Source organism: Nocardia sp. NPDC050710 (assembly GCF_040654375.1).
In the GTDB taxonomy this organism is placed as follows: domain Bacteria; phylum Actinomycetota; class Actinomycetes; order Mycobacteriales; family Mycobacteriaceae; genus Nocardia.
In genome coordinates this window covers 151,365-165,656 of sequence record NZ_JBFAHV010000014.1, presented here as the reverse complement: position 1 = coordinate 165,656, position 14,292 = coordinate 151,365, and the positions used below count along the sequence as shown (strand labels likewise).

Below are 14,292 nucleotides of genomic sequence, written 5' to 3'. Positions count from 1 at the left end.
CTCGATGCTGGGAACCGCGGCATCGCTGTATGCGGAGGTCGTCCTGGAACCGGGGCAGATATTGCCCGACGCCGACGCCTACTACGAACACGTGGGTGGACGGTTCCGTTTCGGGGGGGGGGGGGGCGAGCACCACCGAGGTGTCGGCCGATATCGCCACGGTGGCCGACGGCTTCCGGATCGGCGGACAGACCGTCGATGCGCTGGAATGCTCCAGCTATCCGCGAACTGCCGCCGTGGTCGACTCGACCGCATGATGACATGCCACTGTGCGCGAGCCGATGTCCCGTGACCGGGGCAGGGTGCTCGCGCACAGTGCGCGTTCGGTGACGCTCAGCTGCGCGAACAGCGCGCACCGGGAGCGGAAGGCGCATCCGGTGAGCTGGGCGGGGGCGTCCTCGGCGTCGACTTCGCCGTGGATCGGCACCGCACGAGGCGCTCGCACCGCGTCCACCTGTGGGACCGGTGTCGCCGCGACAAGAGCGCGAGTATACGGATGTAGTGGGTGCTCGAGGACCTCGTCGGCTCGCCCGGCTTCGACGACGCGGCCAAGGTACATGACTGCCACCCGTTCGGCCGTACCGCGGGTGAGCGAGATGTCGTGGGAGACGATCAGATACGCCAATCCGTACTGTTCGCGTAGTCCGGTGAGCAGATCCATGATCCCCGCCCGCAACGGCATATCCAGCGCCGACACCGGTTCGTCCAACAGGACGAGGTCGGGACGCGGCGCGAGTGCGCGGGCGATGGCTACTCGTTGACGTTGCCCGCCGGACAACTGGCCCGGACGCCGGTCGGCAGATGCGGGGTCGAGTCCCACCCGTGCGAGCAGTTCGACAGCCCGCTCGCGGCTGCCGCGTCGGGCATGTCCCTGGATGCGCAGCGGTTCGGCGATCAGTTCGGCGACGGTCATGGTCGGGTTCAGCGAATTCGTCGGATCCTGCATCACCATCTGCAGGCGCGTACGCAGAGCGTGGCGGTCGCGCCTGTTCAGATCCGCCACGTCGCGGCCGAACACCTCGATCGCACCTGCTTGCGGCGCACGCAACGCCATGATCTCGCGCAACACAGTGGATTTGCCGCAGCCGGATTCGCCGATGAGCGCGAGCGCCTGTCCTGCTGCCAGTTCCAGATCCACCGCCTGCACGGCGGGTACCGTCACAGATCGCTGCTGCCGGAAATGTCTGCGCAGGCCGCTCACACGAAGGACCTGTGCCCCGGCCGGGCGCGATGCGGCGGCCCGTGGGGAGCCCGCGGCCAACATCGCACCCACCCGGGTTCCGGCGGGTTCGCCGAACAGCGTCCGCACCTCGCCCTGTTCGACCAGCTCCCCGCGATCCAATACCGCGACGCGCGTACAGGTCCGGGCAACCACGCCCAAGTCGTGGGTGATGAGCAGCAGCGCGGCCCCGGTTCGCGCCCGGACGGTGTCGAGCAGGTCCAGGATCTGCGCGGCCACGGTGACATCCAGGGCGCTGGTCGGTTCGTCGGCGATCAGCAGATCGGGCTCGTTCGCGATCGCCATCGCGATGCCGACCCGTTGGCGCATGCCGCCGGAGAACTCGTGCGGCAGATCCGCCATTCGTTGCCGCGGGTTGTCGAGACCCACCGAATCGAGCAGGGCGACAGCATATTCCGTGACCGCAGCACGTCCGAGCCGGGGCTGGTGGATGGTGATGGCCTCGGCCAGTTGCTTCCCCACCGGAATCACGGGGGTGAGGGCGGCGAGGGAGTCCTGATGCACCATCGCGATACGGCGTCCGCGTAGCAGTGACAGTTCACGATCGCGGCGGCCCACCAGTTCGGTGCCGTCGAATCGGATCGACCCGCTCACCTGCGCCGAGGGCGGTAGCAGGCCCATCGTCGCGAACGCCGTCGCCGATTTCCCCGAACCGGAGGCGCCGATCAGCGCGAGCGATTCGCCCGCCGCGATCGTCAGCGACAGGTTCCGCACGGCATGCACCCGGGCACCGGGCAGCCCGAAACTCACGTTCAGGCCACCGATTTCGAGCAGGGGAGTCATCCGGTCCTCTCGTCGTTGCGCAAACCTTCGCCCAGTACGGCGGTGGCCAGTACGGCGGCACCGAGAAAGCCCACCGGGGCGAGGAAAACCCACGGGAACGTCAGGGCGGAACCGGTGCCCGCGGCGACCAGGGTGCCGAGGGAGACGTCGGGATGTTGCACACCGAAACCGAAGTAGCTCAGTCCTGCCTCGGCCAGCACGGCGGTCGCGACGTTCATGGTGGCGTCGATGACCAGGAGCGGCGTCATCTGCGGCAGGAGATGACGGACGACGATCCGGGCGGTGGAGGCGCCCATCTGCTCGGCGGCGGTCACATACCCAGCGGCGCGCAGACTGCAGGCGCGAGCACGCACCACACGCGCGGTGAGCATCCATTGGAAACCCGCGATGGCCAGTACAAGCAGCAACCAGGATTGTTCGCGCAGCGTGGGGGACAATACCGCCACCACCAGGATCGGCGGTAGCACCAGCAGCACATCGACCACCGCCATCAGGACGCGGTCGGTGGTGCCACCCAGATATCCGGCGACCGTGCCGACGATGGCCGCCACGGCGGTGGTGAGCAGAGCGGCGAGCACCCCGATCACCAGCGATTTCTGTAATCCGCGCAGACACAGCGCGAGCACGTCCTCGCCCAGTCGGGCGGTTCCCAGGGGATGGGAGGGCGAAGGGGGTTGCAGGATGGCCGTGAGATTCTGCTGGTCGTGGCTGTAGGGCAATACCAGCGGGCCGACGAAGGCGGCGAGCGCCAACAGGGCCAGCGAACCCGCACCGAGCAGGACACGAATCCGGTTGCGTGAGAGTGTTTGCGACAGTGAGCTCATGAGCGAGTTCTCGGATCAAGGAATGCCAGCGCGAGATCGGCCACCCAACCGACCACGACGACCAGCACCGCCATCAACAACGTCGCGGTGGCCACCACGCGGGCGTCCTGATTCTCGATGGCCGACATCAGCCAGTCACCGAGTCCGTGCCAGCCGAAGATCCGTTCGGTGAACACCCCACCCACCAGATGCAGCCCGAATCCGAACGCCACCAGCGCGGTCATCGGAACGAGTGCCATGCGCAGGCCGTGGCCGGTGATGGCTTGCCGATAGGTGAGCCCACGGGTGCGGGCGCCGCGCAGGAATTCGCTGTGCAGGACCTCGAGCATCGCCGCCCGCTGGAATCGGCTGTAGAAGGCGATCTGCGGCAGGGCGATGGTGATGGTCGGCAACACCAGATGTCTGATCCGATCCCCGAATTCGGCCCAGCCGGTGGCCTCGCTGCCCGGTGTGGTCTCGCCGCTGAAGGGCAATAGATCGGTGCCGGCGGCATTGTTGATCGGCAGCCACAGAATCTTGAGAACCGTTCCGAGGACGAAGACCGGCACGGCCAGCAGCAGCAGGGCGGTCGCCATCGAGATCCGGTCGGATGTCCGTCCGGCGCGCACCGCACCCCACACACCCACGGCGATACCCCCCAGCACGGCGAGCACACTGCCGGGCAGGAACAGCCGAAGGCTGGTTCCGGCACGCTCCCACAGCTGCGCTCCGATCGGATGGCCGTCCACGGTGACGCCCAAATCGCCTGTGCACGCGCCCGTGAACCATTCCAGCATCCGTGGCAGCAGGGGGCGATCCAGACCGAGTGCGACCGCTCGCGCGTCGATCACCTCCTGCGGTGTCGGCGGCTGGGTGGAGCGCAGATCTGCCAGCGGGTCGAAACTCAGCGACGCGAGGGTGTAGGTGAGCGTGACCGCCGCCAGGCACACCGCGAGTCGGCCCGCCGACCGGGTGAGCAGCCTGATGACGGCGCGCCCGCCGGGCCCGGACAGCGCCGGGAGGCGCGGGCGCTGTCCAAGCCTCCCGGTCACTTCATGAAGCCGGCTGCGGCGAAGCCGTAACCGCCCAGTCCGCGAGCGCCGTAGTTGGCGAGTTCCGTCCGCACCGCATACGCCCCGGATTCGGGGTAGAGCGGCAGGTGGTGGGCGTATTTCCAGGCCAGGATGTCGATCTCGTCGACCAGCGCGTCACGCTTGGTGACATCGAACTCCGCGATGGCGCGGTCGTAGAGTTCCTGAATGCCGGGAACGACCACGCGGCCGAAGTTGTTGCCCGCCTTGCCGTCTACCGGAGTCTGGAAGACCGGACGGTCGTGCGAGATCGGGTACGGCGACTTGGTCCATTCGAAGGCGATGAGGTCGAAGTTGCCCGGCTGCAGGTAGGTGTCCTGGAAGCGTTCGGTCGGAACCGACTCGATCTTCGCCTCGACACCGACGGCGGCCAGCTGCTCGGCGATGACGCCGGAAACGGTGCGTCCGGTCGGGGTGGCCTGCACGACGAAACGCAGGCTCAGCGGCTTGCCGTCCTTGGTGCGGACCTTGCCGTCGAGCTTCCAGCCCTGGGCGTCGAGGGCGGCGCGGGCAGCGGCCGGATCGAAGGGAAGAGCCGACGAATTATCCCGGTAGCCAGCGTATCCCGGCGGCACGATGTGGTTGCCCACGGCCTTCGTCCCCGGCGCGACCGGGCCCACGATGACATCGGTGACCTGCTGCGGGTCGATCGCCTGGGCGATCGCGATGCGCAGCCGCTCGTCGGACAGCAACGCGCCTGCGGCACCGTTGAAGGTGAGCTGTCCGGCGCGCCGCTCGGTGGCCTGGCGGATCTCCACTCCGGGAATGGACTGCGCGCGCGTGAACAGGTCCACGTCACCGCCGATCGGGTACAGATCGATCCCGCCGTTGGCCAGTTCGTCAGCGCGTGCCGCGGGGGCGAGGACCCGGAAGATCACCCGGTCGAGTGCGGGCCGCTGCCCCCACCAGGATTCGTTTCGCTTCAATGTCACCACCTTGGCGGTGGTGTCGACCGAAGCCACCTCGAAAGCGCCCGAGGTCACCGCGGGGCCGTTGAGCCAGGATTTGTTGAACGCCTCAGACGTCTCTGTCAGTTCGGCGGGCACCAGCGGGCGGAACAGACCCTGCCAGTCGGCGAAGGGACGGGAGAAAGTGAGAACGGCTTCCTTGTCCGAGGCGCCGCGCTCGACTGATGCCACATCCTGGTAGCCGATGTGGTTGCTGACCTCGAAGCGCTTGTCGGTGCCATTGACCGCCGCCCAGTGTCCACGCAGATCCTGCCAGGTGAGCGAACGGCCGTTGCTCCACTTCGCGTTCGCGGCGATCGAGTAGCGCACCTTCTGAGGGGTGGACGAGATGAGCTCGATGGCGTCGAAGTAGTTCTTGTTGACCGCGGGGACGCCGTCGGCGGTGTCGAGGAACGCGCTGGGCAGGATGGCGTCGGCGAGTTGGTAGGTCACCACGCGAGCGCCGTTCACCTGCTTCGGGTTGAAGTTCGACGGCAACGCATCGATCGGGACCCGCAGGTCACCGCCTTCCTGCAGCTGGTCGCGATCCTGGGCGTTGATGTCGGGTCCGGCGATGCTGCGATCGCTTGCCGTGGGCGCCGACTCGCCCGTGCAACTGGTCACGCTCATGGCAACGGCGAGCATCAGCCCACCCAGCATGGTCGTCTTGGTTCTCAACCGCATGTGTGTCCTCAATCTGATCGCCCCACCGAGGGGCGAGTACTCATCGGTGCCGGAGGCAACCTATCCTAATTGAAAACCATTTTCAATTAGGGTTCGAACGGCGGCGCTACCGGCTGATGATATTGGTTTTCATTGTTGGGCAAGGCGTTTCATTTCGGGTTCGGAGGGCAGCATGGGCGATGTCGAGAAGAAGCCGTTGGGGCGCAACCGGGATTTCACGCGGTTCTGGTTCGGGGAGACGGTCTCCCTGTTCGGTGTGCAGGTCACCAACCTCGCGCTGCCGCTGACCGCGGTGCTGGTCTTGCAGGTCACCCCGGAGGAGTTGGGACTGCTGCGTTCGCTGGCGTTCCTGCCGTTCCTGTTCCTCGCGCTGCCGTTCGGAGTGCTCGCTGACCGCGGAGCCAAACGGCCGCTGATGATCACGGCGAATCTGACACGCGCCGCGCTGGTCGCGTTGGTGCCGATCATGGCGGCGACCGACACGCTGACACTGCCCGTGCTGGCCGTCGTGGTGCTGGCGGTCGGTGTCTGCACAGTGCTGTTCGAGGTCTGTTGGCTGTCCTATGTCCCGGTCATCGTCGACCGTGACCATCTGGTCGCCGCCAACGGCAGGGTCGGCGCCAGCGCCTCGGCCGCGGAGTTCGCCGGACCCGGTCTCGGTGGTGTGCTGGTCCAATTGTGCACGGCGCCATACGCGCTCGCGGTGAACGCGGGATCGTTTCTAGCGTCGGTGATCTCGCTGTGGACCATCCGAACCCCCGAGCCGCCGCGCGCACCGGCGCCGCGGCATCTCGGCAAGGAGATCGCCGAAGGGGTGCGCTTCATCCTCGGACAGCCCTACCTGCGGGTGCTCGCCGTCGCGGGCGCGGCGTTCAACTTCTGCTACATGTTCGTCGAGGCGCTGTTCGTCATCTACGCGGTCCGCGAACTCGAATTCGGTCCCGGCCTGATCGGTCTGGTGGTGGCGCTGAGCGCCCTGGGCGGAGTGCTGGGCGCCGCGCTCGCCGAACGCGTGGTGCGTCGCTACCCCTTCGGCAAGGTCTATCTCGGGGCCGTGATCGTCGGATACGCCGGGCCGCTGCTGATTCCGCTGTGCACCGGCCCCGCGGTGATGGCGGCGACCGGAGTCACCGCGGGTTTCTTCCTGATGCGCGCGGGTCTGGCTCTGTCCAACGTCGCGGGGACCAGTCTGCGCCAGGCCGTCACTCCGCCGGAGTTGATGGGACGTATGACAGCAGGCATGCGCACATTGATGTGGGGCATCGGGACGACCGGAGCATTGGTCGGCGGATTCGTCGGAGGGTGGCTTGGGCTGCGTGCCGGCCTGTGGGTTGCGGCGATCGGCTTCCTCGTCGCCGCCCTGCCGATCGTGCTGTCCGGCATTCCCCGGATGCGCGAACTGCCCGCGCCGCAGCCGGAGCGGGTGGTGGACGCTCTCGACTGAGGAGCGCCTACCGCGGGCCGGTCATGCGACTGGCCCGCGGTAGGCCCCTGCGGTTTCGCGGTGGTCACATGGCGGGGCGACGGCCACGGAAGCCGGTGCGGGCGGTGAGCAGGGCGAGGTCGCGGCGGTGACCAAGCCATGCCTCCGAGTCCGGATCGAGCAGGCGCGACCACGCGGCCAGGTCGTCCTCGGTGAGAAAGGGGCGCGCACGTCGAACCCGCGCCGCCAATTCGGCCAGCACCACGGCGCGAACTCGATCGGACAGCGGAGCGGGGATGTCGACGAGTGCGGTGAACGCCCCGACGTCTGTCAGCCCGGCCGACTCGAGGATCTCGTCCCAACCGCGGTTCGGCCGCGTGGCGCCGGGGCGTCCGTAGAACCACTGGGTGAAGTGACGGTCATGGGCTTCGTCCAGGCGAATTTCCAGACCCGGCCGCCCGATTCCGGTATCCCACGGTAGGCACCGGGCAGGCAGTCCGCCCTCGGCCAGGCACAGTGCCCCGCCGGGGCGCAGCATGGCGACCAAGGTGCGGGCCGCGGCGTCCCAGTCACGGGCGTGGTGTACGCACCACGACGACCACACCGCGTCGGCGGGCTCCAGCAGCGGCGGTACCCCGTCCTCCACGTTGTGCAGGACCGGCCGCACGCGGTCGGCCACACCCGCCATACGCGCGGCGGCCACGGTGGCGTCGAGCATCGCCGGGTCCACGTCGATGGCGTAGACCCGGCCATCCGCACCCACCGCGTTCGCCAAGGCGACGGTCGCGGAGCCGGCTCCCGGCCCCACGTCGACGACGATGTCGCCCGGTGCGACACCCAACGGTTCCAGTAATCGCAGGGTCGCGTCGAGAAACACAGCTTCGGCTGCGGCAGGGTCGTTCGTGGACGTCCCGGCGCCCGGAATGCCCGTTCCGGCTGGGTGGCTGATGATCACGCTGCGATCTTACTGAACATCATTTTCAATGGACGATCGGGCGCGCGGGCGATCATCCGCAGATCTGGGCTACCCTTCCGTCCACACGTTCCGCCCATCGGCGGCTGTGCGCCACACCGAATTCGGCTGCCGCCGAGCGCGGTAGTCAGGGCCGAGCACCTCGTCATAGCGCGCGCCCGGACCCTGAGCTACACGACCGCCGAACCGGTCCGCTTCGCCCGAAAGACGCCGGTTGCGGACCGCCCACGCTCCGTTGTGCTCGGATACCGGATGGGGCTCGGGATCACGCGGTTCGGTTCGGTCGGTCGGTGCAACCGATCAAGTCCTCTACACGGTCGGCGACGCCGATCGCTGCTCCATCGCTCGATCAAGAACACACCAAATGGCAGGCCGCACCATAGGATTCCGGCTCATACGTTCGTCCAGCCCAACGGTGCCAACGTATTCGGCCGACTCTCGATCCGATCGAACCTTCGCCCAACGCCTTTCGATCGCATCGGTCGTCGCATTCGTCGCGATCGACCCCGGCGCGGAGCATGCCGGGGTTCATCGAATCGCATGCGTGCCAGGAACTTTCCATCCCGGTTGCCGCCCAGGACCCCATTCTTATTGAAAAGGATTACCATCTCAGTTTGGGACTCGTAGACGCCCAGATGAATAGGGCCGGTGTGCCTGTGCGACAACCGGAGGTTGCGATGGAAATGACGCGTCGGGATGTGCTGCGGCTCATCGGTGTGAGTGCCGGGGTCGCCGCCGGGCTGACGGCACTCGGGGCGTGTTCGCAAGAACCGTCCGCCGGGCTGGTGTCCGGGGCCGGGGAGGGTACAGCCCGGACCGGCGGCACCGTCCGGCTCGCCTTCGTCGGCAGCGGGGCGATGGAGTCGTTGAACCCGTTCGCCGCTTACAGCCCAGCCGATCTGGCGCGCAGCCTCGTGCTCTTCGACCGATTGTTCGTCATGCAGGACGGCAAACCCACCGGCTCGCTTGCGGTTTCGGCGAAGCCCGCACCGGACGCGATGTCGTTCGAGCTCACCCTCCGCGAGGGAGTGCGATGGCATGACGGTACCCCGCTCACCGCCGCGGATGTCGTCTACAGCTTCCGGCAGCTGCCCGCGAACCCGCTGTTCGCCAGCGAGCTGGCGCCGCAACTCGACATCGCGGGCATCTCGGCGACAGCTGAACGTACGGTGCGGGTGCCGACTCTTCGGCCCCTCGGTTTTCCGGCCGAGGTGCTGGCCTCGGCGGCGATGACCGTGGTCAAGGACGGCGCGACAGCGTTCGGACCGGGGTCTCTGGTCGGCACGGGCGCCTATCGGCTCGCCGGATTCGAGCCAGGCAAGCAGGCTCGGCTGACCCGCAACGACGAGTACTGGGGCGGCCCGCCGAAGGCCGACGAGCTCGTCGTCCTCAGCATCGATGACCCGCAGACCCGCGCCAACGCGGTCGAGGGCGGTCAGGCCGACTACGCCTCCGACATCCCGTTCGTCCTCGCACGCGCGGGGGCCCGCGGCGACAATGTGGAGATCCGGACCGCGGGTGACGGCCAGCGCACCGGATACGGCTTCATCCTCAACACCACCAAGCCGCTGCTCGCCGATGCACGGGTCCGGAAGGCCCTGCGGCTCACCGTGGACCGCAAGTCGCTGGTCGACCGGGTGTTCCTCGGCTACGGCACGCCCGGTAACGACTTGTTCGGACGAGGTACCCAGTACTACGCGGACGATATCGCCGCCCCGAATCGCGATATCGACCGAGCGCGCGCGCTGCTGAGCGAGGCCGGTGCGGCCGGTGCGCCTCTGGTGGTGCGTAGCGGCGAATACGAGACCGGTCTGAACTCCTCGACCGAACTCTTCGTCGAGCAGCTGCGTGCGATCGGGCTCGATGCCAAGGCCGAGATCGTGCCGCCCACAGCATATTTCGACCCCGCCGGGATCACCGCGGCGGATGCGCTCGCCTTTCCGCTCGGACCGTTTCCGCTGAGTCTGATCTACAACCGGGCAAGCGCGTTTCCATCGCTGGCATTCCGCGACCCCGAACTGGAGGCCGCGATGGCAACGGCGGCGTCGACGGTCGAGGAGACCGAGCGTGCGCGAGCGTGGCGCACCGCGCAGCAGGTCATGGCCGACCGGGGCAACTGGATCGTGTGGGGATTCGGCGACGTGTTGTCGTTGGTGCGTAAGGATCTCGTCGGTTTCCAGGTTCGTGAATCCGCCAAGTATCCCTACCTCGGTACCGTGGGCTTCCGCGAGTGAACGCGATCGGCACCCGGCTGGCGATCCGGGGTGCGGTCACAGTGGGCCTGCTCGTGCTGCTCTCGGCGGTGGTATTCGTCGGAGTCGATCTGTTGCCGGGTGATCCGGTGACCGCGCGGCTGGGAGCGCAGGGCCCGGAGGTGGTCGCCGCGGCGCGATCGCGACTCGGGCTGGATCGTCCCGTCACCGAGCGATACCTGGACTGGGTTGTCGCGCTCGCCCAGGGAGACCTGGGGACATCGGCGAGCGGGCGGCCGGTGGCGGAGATGCTGTCGGGTCGGCTCGGCAATTCGGTGCTGTTGGCTCTGCTCACGGTCGCGGTCCTGGTCCCGCTGTCCCTGGTGCTCGGTGTATGGGCGGGTCTGCGGCGTGGCAGCGTGAGCGATCGGGTGATCTCTGTGGTTCTGCTGGCCGTGGTATCGATACCGGAGTTCGTGCTGGCGGGTGGGCTGATCCTGATCGTCGCGGTCGGCCTGGGATGGTTGCCCGCCGTCTCGCTGGTGCCACCGGATTCGAGCCCGCTGGCCGCTCCCGAGATCCTGGTGTTGCCGGTCGTAAGCCTGGTCCTGCTCGGCGTCGGGTACACCGGCCGGATCATCCGTGCCACGACAGCGGCCGCGGTACGCGCGCCTCACGTGGAGTTTCTCCGGTTGAACGGCGTGCCGCGGGCAACCGTGGTGCGGACCGCGGTGCTGCCCGCGGTGTGGCCGATCGCGGTGCAGGTGTGGCTGGTCACCGCTGTCGGCCTCATCGGCGGCGCGGTGCTGGTCGAGCGGGTGTTCGGATACCCCGGAATCGGGGAGGTACTGGTGACGGCGGTGCGTACGGGTGATCTACCGGTCGTGCAGGCGCTGGCGATGATCTTGGGAGGCGCCACCTTGATCGCGCTGTTCGTCGCCGATCTGGGAACAGAGTTGCTGACACCGGTGCTGCGGACGGCCGCGCGGTGAGCAACCGCTTCGGGTCGATGCTGTTGGCCGCTGTGGTGATCGGGGTGTTCATCGTCGCGGTGGCCGGGCCCGCGATAGCGCCGCACTCACCCACCGCGCCGGTCGGCGTGCCCTACGCGCTGCCGGGCGAATTCCCGCCGTTCGGCACCGACCATCTGGGGCGCGACGTCCTGTCGCGGGTTCTCGCCGGCGCCCGGCCGGTGTTCATCACCAGTGCGCTGGCCGCCGTGGTGGGGACAGGGCTCGGCGCGGTCATCGGGCTCGGCGCGGCGGTGCTCGGTGCGCGCAAGCGATGGCAAGAGGGAGCACTACTGCGTCCCCTCGACGCGATCGCGGCGCTACCGCCCCTGCTGGTGCTGCTGTTGATTCAAACCGCACAGCCCAGCCGGTTCGGCATTATCGTCGCGGTCGCCGTCGCGGGCGCACCGCTGTCGGCGAGAGTGATCCGGGCAGCGGCCGCCCCCCTGGTCACCCGCGGCCATGTCGAGACCGCCGTCGCGCGAGGAGAGAACATGAGCTGGATACTCGGCCGCGAGTTGTTGCCGCTGGTCGCGGGACCGGTGGCCGCCGATCTCGGCCTCCGGTTCGTCATGGCCGTCTATCTGGTCACCGCGGCGGGCTTCCTGGGAGTGAGTGCGGGGGAGACCGATTGGGGGATCCTCATCGCCGAGGCACTGCCAGGTGCGGCACTACAGCCTGCGGCGTTGGCGGTGCCGGTGGCGCTGGTCGCGGTCGTCGCCGTGAGCGTCAACCTTCTCGCGGACCGCGCGCTGGCGAAGTCGCGGGCGTTGATCGCGTGACCGGAGCTACCGAGCCGTTGATCGAGGTCGTCGATCTGCGTATCCGAGCGGGTACGGCGCCGATTCTGAACGGCGTCACTTTCACCGTCGCCGCCGGGGAGTCGGTGAGCTTGGTGGGTGTCTCCGGCTCCGGCAAGACCACCACCGCGCTCGCGGTACTCGGACACCTGCGCGCGGGAAGCGAATTCGTGGGCGGTTCGGTTCGGGTGGCCGGTCGCGATGTCCTGCCAGGAGGTATCCGACAAGGGCTGGCTGGGTATCTTGGCCAAGATCCCTCCGTCGCGCTGAATCCGCACCGGAGGGTGTCGACGACGCTGCGATCGGTGATGGGGCGGAGTACCGGCGCGCGACGGGGGACCGCAGTCGCCGACCTGCTCGACCGGGTGGGTCTCGATCCGGGGCTGTCCGAGCGCTATCCCCATCAGCTCTCCGGCGGACAGCAGCAGCGGGTCGCGTTGGCCTTGGCGCTCGCGAGGAATCCGCGGCTGTTGGTGCTCGATGAACCGACCAGCGCACTCGATGTGGTGTCGGCCGCCGAGGTGCGCCGGGAGCTGCTAGCTCTCCGTGATTCGGGGGTTTCGCTGCTGTGGATCACCCACGATCTTGGGTCGGTGGCCGGTGCGGCGGTGGACCGCGTGCTCGTGGTCGATGACGGGCGGATCGTCGAGTCCGCACCGCACACCCAGCTGATGAGGAACCCGCGATCAGAGGCCGCCGCGGCCTTGGTCGCCGCGGTACGGCCGCTTCCGGCTGTCGCGGGCCCCGCGACGGAGCAGGAACCGCGACTCTTGGTCGAGAATCTCGTCGCGGGTCACCGGCATCGTGGCACTGTCCTCGACGGTGTGTCCTTCGATCTGTTCGCCGGACGATGCACCGCCGTTCTGGGGGTGTCGGGAGCGGGCAAGACCACTCTCGCGCGGTGCCTGGCGGGATTGCACGTCCCGACCGCGGGAGCTGTCCACCTGGGCGGGCGCCCCTTAGCCGCCGATGTACGCCGTCGGACGCCCGCCGACCGGGCCGCGATTCAGTACATCGCGCAGGACCCAGTCGGCGCGCTGCACCCTACCCAGAACGTGCGCAAGGCGCTGATCCGGCCATTGCGGGTGCTGCGGGGAATGCGTGACCGCCGCGGGCTGGACGCGCAGGCACTACGCCTCCTCGCGATGGTGGGCCTGCCGGGCGACTACCTGTCGCGATTGCCGAGTGAGCTGTCCGGAGGGGAACGGCAGCGCGTGGCTCTGGCGCGGGCGCTCGCCGCCGATCCCGACGTGCTGGTCTGTGACGAGATCACCGCAGCGCTGGATGTGGTCACTCAGAACGGAATCATCGAGCTCCTCGCCGAGTTGCGCCGGGACAGCGGGCTGTGTCTGGTGTTCATCACCCACAATCCGGACCTCGCCCGTCGAATGGCGGACGACGTTCTCTACCTCGCCGATGGCCGTCTCGGTCCCGCACCGGAAGGACTTCTCGACCTCGATCCGGGTCTCGGCGCCGCGCCGGACGACACCGCCGCGTTGAAAGCGTGAATCCGGTCGACTCCCCGCAGCTCAGTAGAGCGTGGCTCGAATTGGCCACGCGCGCATCAGACTTGTTGCGGCGATCCTGTCGGCCTTCGAGATGCACCCGACGCCGACGCCTCGACGGGATCGGTGGCGCATCCGGGTCGGCTAACCGGTGCGTGACTTCGCGACACTGCCCAGATCGACTACACAGCGGGAAGAGAAAGGCGTAGTCGGCCACCTGCCGTAGTTGATCGAGCAATGGTAATCAGCCGGGGTTCGGATGCACTGCCCGTGTCCCGCCAGGCATCCGACTAGCCAACCTGTTATGTTATGCGCATCTGGCAATGTAAGAGCGTCTGCTGAATCGGCGCTCCCGACTTTTCGGAGGTTCGATGACCGCGACTCTGCATCAGGAACACACCGATCACGGCCATGTCCACGGGGAAGGCTGTGGTCACGTCGCTTTCCCGCACGGCGACCATGTGGACTACGTCCACGACGGGCACATTCATCGCGCCCACGACGGTCATTTCGATGAATGCGAACCGGCGACGCACCACGCACACGACGGCCACGATCATGTGCACGGGGAGGGTTGCGGGCATGTCGCCGTACCGCACGGTGATCATGTCGACTACATACACGACGGCTGTCGCCACGCGGCCCACCAGGGGCACTACGACGAACACTGAACGACCACCGCGCCCGACATCGACGTCCCGGATCCGACCCCAGCGGTTCTCCAGTGCGAGACTCGTAGGAATGCCACGGTTGCCGAGGCGTCAGGACGTTGCGAGAGCAGCCCTGCCCTTTAACAGGGTCGTTGCCTGCGCGCGATGTCAGCCCAGCTGATCCGTTCGGT

General features: G+C 67.9%; 11 protein-coding genes. 6 read left to right on the top strand and 5 right to left on the bottom strand.

Annotation, left to right across the window (positions count from 1 at the left end; translation table 11 throughout):
- Positions 1 to 217: 217 nt before the first annotated feature.
- From AB0H61_RS23380 to AB0H61_RS23365, 4 genes are read right to left on the bottom strand one after another with little or no spacing between them, the layout of a single operon-like run.
- A complete protein-coding gene (locus AB0H61_RS23380) occupies positions 218 to 2,023 on the bottom strand; it encodes an ABC transporter ATP-binding protein (protein WP_357307861.1) in 1,806 nt (601 codons plus the stop codon).
- On the bottom strand, positions 2,020 to 2,847 hold the full coding sequence (locus AB0H61_RS23375) for an ABC transporter permease (protein WP_357307859.1): 828 nt from the start codon (positions 2,845 to 2,847) through the stop codon (positions 2,020 to 2,022). The genes AB0H61_RS23380 and AB0H61_RS23375 overlap by 4 nt, the downstream gene beginning before the upstream one ends.
- The gene (locus tag AB0H61_RS23370; protein ID WP_357307857.1) at positions 2,844 to 3,878 is read right to left on the bottom strand and encodes an ABC transporter permease; all 1,035 of its coding nucleotides are present in this window, start codon (positions 3,876 to 3,878) and stop codon (positions 2,844 to 2,846) included. The genes AB0H61_RS23375 and AB0H61_RS23370 overlap by 4 nt, the downstream gene beginning before the upstream one ends.
- Positions 3,875 to 5,548, bottom strand: a complete 1,674-nt coding sequence (locus AB0H61_RS23365; protein ID WP_357307855.1) for an ABC transporter family substrate-binding protein — start codon at positions 5,546 to 5,548, stop codon at positions 3,875 to 3,877. Before AB0H61_RS23365 ends, AB0H61_RS23370 begins: the two co-directional genes overlap by 4 nt.
- A 172-nt stretch (positions 5,549 to 5,720) precedes the next feature.
- Here AB0H61_RS23365 and AB0H61_RS23360 point away from each other — a divergent pair, with 172 nt between their 5' ends.
- A complete protein-coding gene (locus tag AB0H61_RS23360; protein ID WP_357307853.1) occupies positions 5,721 to 6,992 on the top strand; it encodes an MFS transporter in 1,272 nt (423 codons plus the stop codon).
- Positions 6,993 to 7,056: 64 nt separating this feature from the next.
- Here AB0H61_RS23360 and AB0H61_RS23355 read toward each other — a convergent pair whose 3' ends face one another.
- A complete protein-coding gene (locus tag AB0H61_RS23355; protein ID WP_357307851.1) occupies positions 7,057 to 7,926 on the bottom strand; it encodes a methyltransferase domain-containing protein in 870 nt (289 codons plus the stop codon).
- A gap of 695 nt (positions 7,927 to 8,621) precedes the next feature.
- Between AB0H61_RS23355 and AB0H61_RS23350 the strand changes: the two genes are divergently transcribed.
- The 5 genes from AB0H61_RS23350 to AB0H61_RS23330 all read left to right on the top strand — a co-directional run bounded on the left by AB0H61_RS23350 (position 8,622) and on the right by AB0H61_RS23330 (position 14,122).
- The gene (locus AB0H61_RS23350; protein WP_357307849.1) at positions 8,622 to 10,178 is read left to right on the top strand and encodes an ABC transporter substrate-binding protein; all 1,557 of its coding nucleotides are present in this window, start codon (positions 8,622 to 8,624) and stop codon (positions 10,176 to 10,178) included.
- Positions 10,175 to 11,128, top strand: coding sequence for an ABC transporter permease (locus AB0H61_RS23345; protein WP_357307847.1), 954 nt, complete (start codon positions 10,175 to 10,177; stop codon positions 11,126 to 11,128). The genes AB0H61_RS23350 and AB0H61_RS23345 overlap by 4 nt, the downstream gene beginning before the upstream one ends.
- On the top strand, positions 11,125 to 11,928 hold the full coding sequence (locus tag AB0H61_RS23340; RefSeq protein WP_357307845.1) for an ABC transporter permease subunit: 804 nt from the start codon (positions 11,125 to 11,127) through the stop codon (positions 11,926 to 11,928). The genes AB0H61_RS23345 and AB0H61_RS23340 overlap by 4 nt, the downstream gene beginning before the upstream one ends.
- Positions 11,925 to 13,454: an ATP-binding cassette domain-containing protein gene (locus AB0H61_RS23335; protein ID WP_357307843.1), complete on the top strand. Its 1,530-nt coding sequence runs from the start codon at positions 11,925 to 11,927 to the stop codon at positions 13,452 to 13,454. The genes AB0H61_RS23340 and AB0H61_RS23335 overlap by 4 nt, the downstream gene beginning before the upstream one ends.
- Before the next feature lie 368 nt (positions 13,455 to 13,822).
- Entirely contained in the window at positions 13,823 to 14,122 is a 300-nt protein-coding gene (locus tag AB0H61_RS23330) for a hypothetical protein (RefSeq protein ID WP_357307841.1), read from the top strand.
- Positions 14,123 to 14,292 lie beyond the last annotated feature (170 nt).